The sequence below is a fragment of the Mucilaginibacter pedocola genome (assembly GCF_002013915.1).
Classification (GTDB): Bacteria; Bacteroidota; Bacteroidia; order Sphingobacteriales; family Sphingobacteriaceae; genus Mucilaginibacter; species Mucilaginibacter pedocola.
Window position 1 is genome coordinate 25,832 of record NZ_MBTF01000013.1, and the last position, 12,644, is coordinate 38,475.

The window sequence follows — 12,644 nt, forward strand, 5'->3', positions numbered from 1 at the left end:
TCAGAGGTTTCACAGAGGTTCGCAGAGAGCCTTGCAAATGGGTTAAGAGATGAAACTCAAAATACTCTTTTGCCACTATATAGGCTCTGTGTATCTCCGCGTTTTTCTCTCTGTGTCCTCCGTGGTAAAATAACCACTAAAATACTTACCTTACCTCCTCAATTCCCTCCCCATATGCAACGCAGAAACTTTTTAAAAACCGGCACTTTAGCAGGCCTAACATTAACCACATTAGGCGCAGCATCGTGCAGTACCCCATCGGCAGATACAAAAACCGAAACGCCGGCAACAGATGATTTCGAACTGAACGAAATAACTATTGATGGTTTGCAGAAACTGATGGCAGATGGTAAACACACCTCGCGCAGCATAACGGAATTATATTTAAAAAGAATTGATACAGTAGATAAGACAGGGCCGAAGCTGAATGCGGTTATCGAAATAAACAAAAGCGCATTGGATATGGCCGATGCGATGGATAAAGAACGCAAAGCAGGTAAAGTGCGCGGCCCGCTGCATGGCATACCCGTGCTGATAAAAGATAATATTGATACAGGCGATACTATGCAAACTACGGCGGGTTCGCTGGCATTGGAGGGGCATTATGCCAAACAGGATGCCTTTATTGTACATAAACTGCGCGAGGCCGGCGTGGTGCTGTTGGGTAAAACTAATTTGAGCGAATGGGCAAATTTTCGTTCGTCGCGCTCTACCAGTGGTTGGAGCAGTAGGGGTTTGCAAACTAAAAACGCTTATGTGTTAGACAGGAACCCCAGCGGCTCCAGTTCTGGGTCTGGTACGGCGGCATCTGCTAATTTGTGTGCGGTGGCCGTGGGTACAGAAACGGATGGCTCGGTGGTTTCGCCATCGTCCGTTGCCGGCCTGGTGGGTATTAAGCCAACAGTGGGCTTGCTTAGCCGTAGTGGCATTATCCCAATTTCGGCTACGCAGGATACGGCGGGGCCAATGACGCGTACCGTGCGCGATGCCGCTATACTGCTTGGCGCTTTAGCAGGCGCCGACCCTAACGATAAAGCCACCCTGAACGCCAAGCCCGCAACCGACTATACAAAATTCCTTGATGCCAACGGCTTGAAAGGCAAACGCATTGGCGTAGAGAAAATAGAACGCGCGAACGACGGTACGTTAATGCTGATGAAGGAGACCATAGAAACCCTGAAAAAGCAAGGCGCGGAAGTAGTGGAAGTAGAGGTTTATAAAGCATTAAAACCTGCCAACGGTGCCGAGTTCCAGGTGTTGCTTTACGAGTTTAAAGATGGTGTAAATAAATACCTGGCCAAGGCTGATGCCAAAGTGAAAACACTCGCCGATGTAATTGCATTCAACAAGGCTAACGAACCCAAAGCCATGCCCTTTTTTAAGCAGGAGGAATTGGTTGAGGCCGAGGCCAAAGGTGACCTCAGCAGTAAAGAATATCTTGATGCGTTGGAGAAGTCGACCGGTGTAAGCCGCAAAGTTATAGATAGCATCCTGACCGAAAATAAGCTGGATGCAATTTGCGGGCCAACCAACGGATTTGCAAGCTGCACCGATATTTTAAACGGCGATTATGATAATGGCTTCGGTTTTTCTACACCTGCGGCCATGGCAGGCTACCCGCACATTACGGTGCCTATGGGCAACTGGCACGGGCTGCCTATGGGCTGGTCGTTCTTTAGTACGGCATGGAAAGAAGGGGAGTTGCTAACCCTTGCATACGCCTACGAGCAGGCATCGAAGAAAAGAACAAAACCGGAGTTTAAGGAAACGCTGTAAGTAGTTTGCAGTGGGCGGTTTGCAGTAGGCAGTTCTCATAACATTTATGTCATATCGAAGGAAGCGAAGCGACGAGATATCTTGAACGATTTGAATTGACGCTATGCATAGCGGCTTTGCATTTACGCTATGCATTATGTCGAAGTTTTCTCCTCACGCCCCGCGTTTGCCCTCCCGCTGTTCGTCGAAATGACATTGTTTATTATTACCTTTGGTAAAAGCAAACTGCACACCGCGAACTGCAAACTGACTATGCCCGCTCCGTTACCAAAAAAATATTTGGCCCGCAAGGATGAGATCACCAGCGATTTTTTGCTGGCGATAGATAAGCACCTGGACGATATTATGCAGGAGCGTACCACAGAAATGTTCGAGATACGCGACCTGGCCGATGTTTTGCATATCCACCCAACGCACCTCAGCAATACCATTAAACTTACCACCGGCAAAGCCCCATGCTTTTTCTTCGAAAAACGGATAATGGAAATAGCAAAGGAGCTGTTAGAGCAAAACGTGCCGATAAAGGAAATAGCCTACAAACTCACCTTCGACCCATCAAACTTCACCAAATTTTTCAAGCGCTTCGAGGGTGTAACGCCCAAGCAATACAGGGAAGCTTTGGCAGAAGTAGGATTAGTCGCCGTTTAATGAGCCGACAATCTGCAAGGCGTTCATGTTTAGCCACGAGGTTGCCAAGCTTAGCTCTTAAATTACAGGGTGTTGAATTGGGATTCAGCAAAAAAATCCTGTTTTAATCCTGACATCCCTAAATCCTGTCAAAACAGCCAACCATTCCTCAAATCGTGTTAAAATACTGAAGCTATCACCATTTTTTCGGAAGCTGTCACCATTTTTTGAAACGAATCTTGTCGCACCTTTGTATCAATATCTAAAGAAACAAAAAAATGGAACCGACAAACAAAATTGCATTAATAACAGGCGGAAGCAGGGGCCTTGGTAAAAACGCTGCATTAAAATTAGCCGCTAAGGGTAACGACGTGATTGTAACCTACCGCAGCAAAAAAGAAGAGGCCGACGAAGTAGTTGCGCAAATAGAAGCCCTTGGCTTAAAGGCCGCGGCTTTGCAAATAGATACAGGCGTGGTAAAATCGTTCCCGCAATTTAAGGAAGCATTGACCGCTGTATTGAAAGAAAAATGGAACCGCGATACTTTCGATTTCCTGATCAATAATGCCGGTATAGATGCTGCATCTCCCTTCGCCCAAACCACCGAAGAGGACTTTGATAACTTGCTGAACGTGCACTTTAAAGGCGTTTACTTTTTAACCCAAACGCTGCTCACTACCATTGCCGATGGCGGGCGCATTATTAACCTCTCGACAGGGCTTACCCGCTTTGCAACACCGGGCTATGCTGCCTATGCATCCATGAAAGGTGCTATAGAGGTATTCACCAAGTATTTGGCCAAAGAGCTGGGCAGCCGCCGTATTGCTGCCAATTTGGTTGCGCCGGGCATTGTGGAAACCGATTTTACGCAACGTGCCTTTAACAGCCACCCGGGTATGCACGATTTCATCTCGTCGATAACTGCCCTTGGCCGCCCCGGCCAGCCGGACGATATCGGCGGTGTTATCGCCTTCCTGTGCTCGGAAGAAGCCCGCTGGATAAACGCACAAAGGATAGAAGCTTCAGGTGGTATGTTCTTGTAAAGAGAGCTATGTGTTTTTAACCACGGAGTTATATTGAAGTTGCACGGAGGTTCACGGAGAATAAAAGCTACTTCACATAAAGACGCCAAACCGCAAAGAAAAAGTGGCTTGGCGTTTTTGTTTTAATTCGTGTTCATTTTCATCACCGCTATGTAGGCTCTGTGAATCTCCGTGTAACCTCTGCGTCCTCCGTGGTTAAATAACCCCATTGCAAATAACCGTTTAACAAAGCAACCCCCAAAGCATTTTAAAAGTATCCTCTTAAAACGATACTCATGCTCTTACGCATTGCCGAAGCCGAAGAACAACTCAATGCCTTGCTTACCGTAAAACGCATTCAGGATAGCCCTGATCCGGCTTTGCTTGCCAAGGCAAGGGAGTGGTCGGCATTGGTGTGGGATGAGGCTGTTGGTTTGGGCCCTATGCCTTTAAGCGAGATGGAGGTTACAGACGGACTGCGGCTTGCCACCCGGCCTGTTTATATTTGCGGCGTACACCGTAGCGGCACCACGCTCGTTCGTAACCTGCTCGACGGACATCCGCGCCTGTGTGTGCTGCCTTCAGAAGGCACTTTTTATACCAACCAGGAGCGTCATTTATCCAAACTCCCGCAAACGGAATGGGCAAAGCATTTGGGTACCGAGTGGCTGCGCAGATTGGCCAACCCCGTTAACCAGGCGCCGTATTGGCTATTGGGGCGCAGTATTGCTGAGGCATCTCCTTACGTAAGTTTTGCGCGTTATGTGCTAAGCTGGTGGCAGGCAGTAGAGCATCGCCCGGGTACGCAATGGCCGCATTTGGCCATTGTATTGGCCTATGCCAGTTGCACCAATAATTTAAAAGCGAAGTATTGGATTGATAAAACGCCAACTAACGAGCAATATCTTGACAGGATAAGGCAGGAAGCACCCGATGCCCGCATTATACACGTGATACGCGAGCCCTTAGCCACTATTGCATCGCGCAAGGTGATGGAACCGGGTGCAGCCTTTAAAGGCGCTTTACGGGCATTAAAAATATCTTACATCATTGCGGAAAGAGAAAGAAGCGAAGATGATCCGGCCTATCTTTTAGTACATTATGAACAGCTTTGCAACCAACCCAAAGCAGTAATAGAAGAGATGGCGCTGCTGCTGGGTATTGCCAATTTGCCTGTTTTGGGGCAGGCGACTGTAGCGGGTATGCCTGCCGAACCTAACAGTTCGTTCGGGGCGGATAAAGATGGAGGGAATATCGTAAAGTCAAAAAAGGAGGAAAGGAACGATGTCTTGAATGCCGAAGAAAAGAAACTTATAGCCGCTTACCTGAGTGCCGAAGCCGGTACACTTGGTTACGCATTACCTGTCATTGATTTATTGGAGCGTATATGGCTGCGGTTGAAATATAGGTTAGTCAGGTAAAAAAATCTGCTTATCTTGCCAAAAAATATAGCAATATGGAATTTGGCCGCGTAACCGAAGATCAGCTCAACCTGATAGATTTTAGCCTGCCGCCCGACCCGGAGTTTACCGTAGAAACCCTGCGAAATGCCGGTACTACGGAGCCTTTACAGGTACGCGCCGGTTGCGCCAAGTGGGGGCGTAAGGAGTGGGTTGGCAAAATATACCCGCCCAAAACCAAGGATGCTAATTTTTTGGATGAGTACGTTAAGCACTTCAACTGCATAGAGCTGAACGCCACCTTTTACCAAACCTATGGCCCCGATACCATTGGCAAGTGGAAAGCAAAGGCCGATGCTAACCCCGACTTTAAATTTTGCCCCAAGTTTTCGCAGAGCATAAGCCATATACGCAGGCTAAAAAATGCCGAAGATATTACCACCAGCTATTACGAAGGTATTATGGCATTTGGCGATAAGCTTGGCCCCCTGTTTTTGCAACTGAGCGATAACTATACGCCCAAAAGCCTGCCCGAACTAACCGCATACCTCGAAAGCCTTCCTACAGATGTTCCCGTGTTTGTAGAGCTTCGCCATAAAGATTGGTTTGCTGTGCCCGAAAACAGAAGCGCGGTTTTTAACCTGTTCAAGCGCCTTAATATTGGCAGCATACTAACCGATGCCAGCGGCCGGCGCGATTGCCTGCACATGATGCTGCCCACACCGCATGCCTTCATCCGCTTCGTAGGCAACAGCCTGCACCCTACAGACTACAGCCGTTGCGATGAATGGGTAGACCGTATTGTGCAATGGAAAGACTTAGGCCTGCAGTCGGTATGGTTTTTTATGCACCAGCACGATGAACGCTACAGCCCCGAGCTTTGCGATTACGTAATAGATAAATTAAACAAACGTCTGGGTACCGATCTGATGCGGCCGCAGTTCATCTTGAAAGATGAGGGTTTATCCGGAGTGCCAACGCTATTTTGATCCCAATTAGATTTGACAACTTTCAAAAAGTTGTCCAATCTGGGAAATGCCCGTTAAATCAACATTTCACCCTAAAATACCGGGCGTTCTATTTTGGTATCTTTAATTTTCCAGGCCTTCGCCAATTGTTTATTTAACTTTTGCAGCTTAAAAGTGTTGCCTGCGTAAGCGAACTGCAATCCTGTTAAGGCCCAGCCATTGTCGGGGTTTATTGTTAGGTCTTTATTTAGTACCGTTATGGCTTGGGCTTTCCTTCCCGCTTTTAACAGCGCATTACCCAGGTATTGGCGTGCGGGTAGAGGCCAGTCGCGTGGTTCGTTGTATATAATATGGTCTTCGGCTACAACTGCCTGTTGCAGCAACGTTACCGCAGGTGGCAAGTCGCCCTTTGTTTGCGCGATTACGCCTTGTAATATCAGTTTGCCTACACCTGCGGCCTCGTAAGCCGAACTAAAATTGCCCAGCGGCACCTTTAATTCAGGTGCTTGCATTTTCTGTTCCATCGCTGCCAGTTCCATCGCTGCTACGTTGGCGTCGCCTTTGCCGCAAAAGGCCATTCCTCTTGCGAAATGTAAAAGTACCGAGGCATAGCCTAAAGTATCTACGGGTGCTTGTTTTAAAATATCATCCCAGCGGCCAAAGCGTAATGCAGTAAATACCGGCTGCATATAAAAGTATTGCATATAATTGCCTTCGGCCCCTTTTACCGATTGGTAAGGTACAACCAATTGCTGCAGGGTATCGGCACTTGTGGCAGCAATTTGATAGTTGCCGGCCATTTGTGCGCAGTTTATTTTGAGGTGAATGTTATGAAACTCGTACAGGAAATCTAAAGTGGTTACAGGCTTGTATTGCGCGGCATATTGATGGTAGCCCTTTACTGCTGCAATATTATCGGCAATACCACGGCCATAGTGCCCGGTGCGGATGTAAATATGCGATGGCATATGCGTTACATGTGACACCGAGGGCATCAGGGTATCGAGCAGGTAAGCGCTTTTAAGTGCCAATTGTGGCGTGGCCGAGGCCTCCATGGTATGGATGTAGTAGTGGTTGGCACCAGGATGTTTTGGCGCGAGAGCAAGCGCTTTTTCTAATACCGTGCGTATTTCGGCGGTCCAGGCTTTGGGGCCTTGATCGTGGTTGTACAAGTCCCACGGGTGTAAAAGCAACAGCGCATCTGCATATAGCGCCAACACATCGGCATTTTGCGGGTATCTGGTGTAAACCTGTTTCATGGCAGCGGCGTAGTTTACCCGTAGTTGCCTAACACTAATGGTGGTATCGCTGCTGTAGCGTTGCTGCATGGCGGTAATTAAGGCCTGCTCTAAGGGCGAGCAGGTATTAAAGAGTTGTTTACTTTTTACAGACGCTTCATAAGCGCCGGTGGGTGGTGCATAGCCATTGGGGTAGTTAATGGTTGGCCCCATTGATAACGATTTTCCATACCATGCCATTGCGCATTGCGGTGCCAGCCGGGTGGCTTTTTCGAAAGAAGCGATGGCTTCAATAGCATGAAAGGCAAAATACATGCTAAAGCCCTGGTTTACATAAAACTGCGCGCTATCGGTAGCGTGGCTCACCTTCCATTTATAATTGCCCCAGCCTTTTAAGGCAGGTATTTCGCCCGCTGCGGTGTCGGCATAACCAAATAAAGGTGTGCAAAGGCTTGCACGCACCTGCGGATACCTGTACCATTTTACAGGCTGCTTTTGGCTAATACGGCTTGTGTATAACGACCGCGCGCTGATTAAAGCTGTACAAAGCAGAGCGCCGAGTGCGAGCAGGTGTTTGATCTTCATTGCGGCAGAGTTTTAAGTTGCTGCAATTTAGATAATTAGCTTTGAAAAAGCGACGACGTAATATTCGTTTTGTTATTTTGATTCAAAAGCGGGTAACAGGACTGAGTAAAGGAACCGGGGGCTATGCTATACGTTAAAATTCTTCCGGCGGTGGGGGCACCGCCTCGTGGTTATGATGTGCTTATCGTATACAACGGAGTTCATCTGCACATCTGTAATTTGCACATCTGCACATCCGGCCTTACATATCCACTGCGCGTGAGCGGCGGCGTTTTACGTAATTGCGTATATCGAGAACTATACCCGCAAAAAAGTAAAATATCAAAGGGAACCCTACTGCCAGGAACGACGAGTAGATAAAAAACAAGCGTATTTTGGCGATGGATACGTTGAAACGCTCGCCCAGGTAAGTGCATACCCCAAAAGAGTAGCGCTCAAAAAAGGTGATTATCCGTTGTAGCATATCAAGCCGGTTTTAGTATTTTCACTCCAACGCCGCATTGCAGGCATTTCTTATAGCTGCAATAATTATTTTTTAACTCGAGCAGCCCCTGCGATTCGAACGCCGTGAAAATATTTACCCCTAAGGTAGCAAATTCCTGCGTAACATGGTTATTTTCAGCAGGTATATTTTCTAACAGTTTTAACGCGCGGCTGGTATAAAAACTTTGCCCCATGTGTTTGCCATAACAAAACAGGAACAAAGCAACGGTATTCAGCAACACCGTGTCAACCGATGCCTGCCCGAAATGTTTGCCCACAGGCGGCGATTCTTTATCGAACCGGTAATGCGTTTCCCAATAGGGGTTAACTTTTATATCAGCAAATAAGGCACGCAATTCCTTTACTTCTTTTAGTTCGAGAATTTTCGAGAACAGGTAGCTGCTTTGTATTATGAGCGCGGCAAACTGCGCCAACCGCACCGTAGGGAAGTTTTGCGGGCGCATCCGCATAAATTTCCATAAGTGGTTTTCAATAGGAGTGAGGTTGAATTTCTTCCGCAGGTAGTCGTACTCTTTTTTCAGGCTGCGCGGATATTCATCCTCGGGTTCTGCCTCTAAAAAGCCCGCCTGCCCAAATATCAATGCCTCTATTTGCAGCGGGTTGTTCTTATGCTTGGCCAGTATGTTTTGCGGTAACGATTTGGCCATTAGCTCAAACGGCAGCGCATTAGTTTTAAACCCGAAGTTGGCGGCAAGGTATTGGTAAAAGGTTTCTTCCCAATCGCCGCGGTTTTTGGCTAACGTGGCATTTACGGCTTCGGTGCGTTTCTCTAATCGCTCTACCAATACACGGGTAAGCCAGTTGTGCATGGTAAGCGGGTCTACACGGCTAATGTTGCCCTCGCAGGGTATAACGGTTTGGTTGCCGAATACAAGATTATGGTAGCGCTGATAAAGGTCGGCGCTAATACGATCCTTTAATTCCAGTGTAGGTAGCGGGCGGCCGTTGGCGAGGGTTACCGGTGCATCATCGGTATATACCACGTGCAATATTACATTATCATACGCACCATTACCGGTGTGCCCGTGGCGTTGCCAGTCGGCCGAATTGATATGCAGTTCGGCATTGCCCGCCCAGGTAGTGTCGCCAATGCGTATGCGCGCATTCTGGAAATCGGGCCCCGCATGGGTGTTGTGTAAGCCTACCGAATATATTTCTAAAGCTTCGCCTGTAGTGGTGCGCAAGTCCTGCTTATCAAACAGGCGGAACTTCCATACGTAATGCAAAAAGTCTTCAGTGAGTACCATGGCGGCCAGCTTTCGGTTTAGTTTTTTATTGGGATGAATATACAAGTTTTGCTAAATATTTTGGTAAAATAAATTCCTTTGCGATATTTTTCTTCGCTGCTGTTTACTTACCTTGTAGGCCTATGGAAAAGTTTCTTTTATCTGCCTTTACTTTGTTTATCGCAGCCCTAACTTTTGCGCAACCATCCGGCTCGCCCGTAAAAAAGAACGGTGAGTTAAGCGTTAAAGACGGCCGTATTGTTAACCAAAACGGGCAGCCGCCGCAATTGCGTGGTGTAAGCCTCTCCTGGAGTTTATGGGCCGGGAAGAAGTACTATAATGCCGATGTGGTTAACTGGCTGGTGAAGGACTTTAAAATATCCCTGCTACGGGCATCAATGGGCGTGCAGCCCGCCGGCGGTTACCTGCAGCAACCTGCCGAGCAAAAACAGATAGTGATTGATGTTGCAGATGCTGCTATAAAAAACGGCATTTATGTACTGATAGACTGGCACGACCATAACAGCCACTTGCACACTGCTGAAGCTAAACAGTTTTTCGCCGAAATGGCTAAAAAGTACAGCGGCGTGCCTAACGTGATATACGAAATTTGGAACGAGCCCGAGAAGGTAAGCTGGGATACCGTAAAGGCGTATGCGCTGCAGGTAATACCCGAGATACGCAGGTACGATAGCAAGAACCTCATCATAGTAGGCAGCCCGCATTGGGACCAGGATGTCGATATAGCCGCCGCCGACCCCATTAAGGGGTTTAACAATATTGCTTATTCCTTTCACTTTTATGCATCAGATAAAAACCACCAGGAAAAGCTGCGTGCCCGTGCCGATAAGGCCATGAAAATGGGCTTGCCACTAATGGTGACCGAGTGGGGCGTAGGCGAAAGCAATGGCAACGGGCAATTTAGCCGAAGCAAAACAAAACTCTGGATGGATTGGCTTAACGTTAACCAGCTCAGTTGGGCCAATTGGAACCTCACGGATAAAGATGAAACCACCGCCCTGCTGGAACCCGTCGCGCCCGCCACCGGCGGCTGGACGGAAGAACAACTAACTTATGCAGGGCAATACATCCGCAAGGCGTTACGGCAGTTGAACAAATAATTTACAATAGCATAGCCAAATAGCCCGGTGCTTTTGCCTAAATTGTGAAAAACTAAATGGCTTATGCGGCATGCAGTTGTTTTGTGGTTACCAGTAGCAATAGCATGGCTTTTGCACAGTTGCGCTCACAATAAAAAGCTTTACACCAGCGACTGTAGTGCCGACATCTCCTACAAAAAAATAGGCTACGCAGCACTGGCCGATAGCATTACCCATTACGACAAACAATATGTGGAGGTATCGGGACGGTTTGCCGAGGGTAAGGATCTTTCCGCATTGGTAAACGATAGCCTATACGCCATCCATGGCGAAAGCCGCGCTTTTTGGATAAACTTTTCGCAGGACTGCCCGCTATACCTCAAGGGCACACACCAAGGCTTCTTTGCCTCCGAAGATGGAGCCGGCAACAAACTTAATGACAGGATGGTAACCGTGCGCGGCAGGGTTGATTTGCGGCAGAAAGGGCACAACAAAGCCTACCGCGCCACTATTGACGACATCAGCTATATCGAAATAGAATAGCTGTTAATGGTTTACCACCAGGTTGTTGCTTTCTATAAAAGCCTTCAACAAGGCTATTGAGGGATGGTCGCCGGTTTTCGACATAATACTTTCTGTAGTAGTAATGTCGTCAATAAACTTGCACGAATCCTCATCGCTCATCAAGCCAAAGCCCATAGCCCAATTGGGGAAGTTGCGCTTCTCAATGGGTTCATTCATCATCACGATGACGTTTTTGTGGCGGTTATCGCGTTCTATTTTTTCAAAAATGGTATCAACCTCATCATCATCGCCTTCCAGCACTTGTATAAAACTGCCTTCGCAATACAGCAAAACGCCTGTAATGTTGTGTAGTTTGTTGTTGCGGCGCGATACTTCCAGTATCTCCATTAAAATCTCGTCGCCCAACAGGGTGCGCGAGGTGCTCACATAAAGTAAATTTTTCATATCGGGGGATATTGCCCGCAATTTAAGCGTTTAATAATCACCTGAATGTCAATAAGTAAAATAAACAATATGGGAATGCGAAAGCCTTAAATTTCCAGCTTTAATCCGTCGTAGGCCAGGTGTATACCAGCAGGTAATTCGGGGTCGATATCTGCATGTTTACCCATGCGGTGGCTGATGTGGGTAAAGTAGGTGGCTTCGGCACCAATATCATGTGCAAATTCAATGGCCTCCTCTAAAGTGAAGTGCGATATGTGCTTTTCTTTTTGCAGGGCATTTACTATCAGTGTTTTACAGCCGCGTATTTTTTGGCGTTCACTCTCATCTACCGTTTTGGCATCGGTTATGTAAACGAGGTCTTTTATCCTGAAGCCCAGCACAGGCAATTTATAATGCATTACCTGCAGGGGGATAAAATGTATACTGCCTATATCAAAGGGTTCCAGCCCAATGGTATGCAACTCTATCTGCGGGATGCCGGGGTAGCCCTTATCATCAAAAATATAAGGGAACTCGCGGCGCAGGGCGGTTTGCACGCGCATGTCGGCATATACATCAACGGCGCTTTGCTGCTTGTAATTGAAGGCGCGTATATCGTCCATACCAGCCACGTGGTCTTTATGCTCGTGAGTGAAAACAATGGCATCCAAATGCATTACTTTGGCGCGCAGCATCTGGTACCTAAAATCTGGCCCCGAATCTATTACCACGGTTTTATCATCGCTCTCTATCAGTAACGATGTGCGCAGGCGTTTGTCGCGCTTATCGGTAGAGATGCATACTTCGCATTCGCAGGCAATAACGGGTACACCCTGCGAGGTTCCGGTTCCAAGGAAGGTGATGGTCACAGTTGCAGGGTGGTTTGTTTTAGTTGATGTAAAAAGGCCGCCTGTTTTTCGTCGAGCAGGTGCAGGTCTATCTCCAGGGTGCGTGCCAGTTCGGCTACCGCTGCTATTTTGCTCTCCAGGTTAGCAAATTTGTTCACCATTATCATGCGGCTGCTTTGCAGCAGGCAGGCTCCTGTTTTAAAGTTGCCCTTCTCGTAACGCACCCGGTACCCTGCCGATTTTAGCAGCAGTTCCAGTTTCTCCAGCGTATGATTGGTGATTGTTAGCATGGTTTCCAAAAATAGGATAATTACCCGTTAACCCGATAGGGAAGGGGATGTTTTTTACGTTAGCGCAACACTCGGCATCATTCCGTTCCGTCGACGTTCACCAAGTACTTGC

The 12,644-nt window shown here is 47.7% G+C and carries 13 protein-coding genes; 7 read left to right on the forward strand and 6 right to left on the reverse strand.

The window, feature by feature from the left end:
- Positions 1-174 precede the first annotated feature (174 nt).
- The 5 genes from BC343_RS15225 (at position 175) to BC343_RS15245 (ending at position 5,814) form a co-directional block, all read left to right on the forward strand.
- A complete protein-coding gene (locus tag BC343_RS15225) occupies positions 175-1,776 on the forward strand; it encodes an amidase (protein ID WP_078348669.1) in 1,602 nt (533 codons plus the stop codon).
- A 252-nt stretch (positions 1,777-2,028) separates the two neighbouring features.
- On the forward strand, positions 2,029-2,424 hold the full coding sequence (locus BC343_RS15230) for a helix-turn-helix domain-containing protein (protein ID WP_078348720.1): 396 nt from the start codon (positions 2,029-2,031) through the stop codon (positions 2,422-2,424).
- 257 nt (positions 2,425-2,681) lie between these two features.
- Complete coding sequence (locus tag BC343_RS15235; protein WP_078348670.1) at positions 2,682-3,446, forward strand: SDR family oxidoreductase; 765 nt, start codon at positions 2,682-2,684, stop codon at positions 3,444-3,446.
- Positions 3,447-3,721: 275 nt separating this feature from the next.
- Positions 3,722-4,846: a sulfotransferase family protein gene (locus BC343_RS15240; RefSeq protein WP_078348671.1), complete on the forward strand. Its 1,125-nt coding sequence runs from the start codon at positions 3,722-3,724 to the stop codon at positions 4,844-4,846.
- A 35-nt stretch (positions 4,847-4,881) separates the two neighbouring features.
- Positions 4,882-5,814 (forward strand): DUF72 domain-containing protein, encoded by a 933-nt coding sequence (locus tag BC343_RS15245; protein ID WP_078348672.1) that lies wholly within the window; start codon positions 4,882-4,884, stop codon positions 5,812-5,814.
- Between the two features lie 71 nt (positions 5,815-5,885).
- Here BC343_RS15245 and BC343_RS15250 read toward each other — a convergent pair whose 3' ends face one another.
- The 3 genes from BC343_RS15250 to BC343_RS15260 all read right to left on the reverse strand — a co-directional run bounded on the left by BC343_RS15250 (position 5,886) and on the right by BC343_RS15260 (position 9,367).
- Entirely contained in the window at positions 5,886-7,616 is a 1,731-nt protein-coding gene (locus BC343_RS15250; protein WP_078348673.1) for a tetratricopeptide repeat protein, read from the reverse strand.
- A 241-nt stretch (positions 7,617-7,857) separates the two neighbouring features.
- Complete coding sequence (locus tag BC343_RS15255) at positions 7,858-8,079, reverse strand: PspC domain-containing protein (RefSeq protein WP_078348674.1); 222 nt, start codon at positions 8,077-8,079, stop codon at positions 7,858-7,860.
- Between the two features lies 1 nt (position 8,080).
- Positions 8,081-9,367: a DUF2851 family protein gene (locus tag BC343_RS15260; protein WP_078348721.1), complete on the reverse strand. Its 1,287-nt coding sequence runs from the start codon at positions 9,365-9,367 to the stop codon at positions 8,081-8,083.
- 122 nt (positions 9,368-9,489) lie between these two features.
- Between BC343_RS15260 and BC343_RS15265 the strand changes: the two genes are divergently transcribed.
- Positions 9,490-10,467: a glycoside hydrolase family 5 protein gene (locus BC343_RS15265; protein WP_078348675.1), complete on the forward strand. Its 978-nt coding sequence runs from the start codon at positions 9,490-9,492 to the stop codon at positions 10,465-10,467.
- Between the two features lie 111 nt (positions 10,468-10,578).
- Positions 10,579-10,989, forward strand: coding sequence for a hypothetical protein (locus tag BC343_RS15270; protein ID WP_143822205.1), 411 nt, complete (start codon positions 10,579-10,581; stop codon positions 10,987-10,989).
- 3 nt (positions 10,990-10,992) lie between these two features.
- Here the strand turns inward: BC343_RS15270 and BC343_RS15275 are convergent, their stop codons facing one another.
- The 3 genes from BC343_RS15275 to BC343_RS15285 all read right to left on the reverse strand — a co-directional run bounded on the left by BC343_RS15275 (position 10,993) and on the right by BC343_RS15285 (position 12,532).
- Positions 10,993-11,415 carry a BLUF domain-containing protein gene (locus BC343_RS15275; protein ID WP_078348677.1) on the reverse strand — a complete coding sequence of 141 codons (423 nt, stop codon included), beginning with the start codon at positions 11,413-11,415 and terminating at the stop codon, positions 10,993-10,995.
- A gap of 86 nt (positions 11,416-11,501) precedes the next feature.
- On the reverse strand, positions 11,502-12,263 hold the full coding sequence (locus BC343_RS15280) for an MBL fold metallo-hydrolase (RefSeq protein WP_078348678.1): 762 nt from the start codon (positions 12,261-12,263) through the stop codon (positions 11,502-11,504).
- Entirely contained in the window at positions 12,260-12,532 is a 273-nt protein-coding gene (locus BC343_RS15285; RefSeq protein WP_078348679.1) for a hypothetical protein, read from the reverse strand. The genes BC343_RS15280 and BC343_RS15285 overlap by 4 nt, the downstream gene beginning before the upstream one ends.
- Between the last annotated feature and the right edge of the window lie 112 nt (positions 12,533-12,644).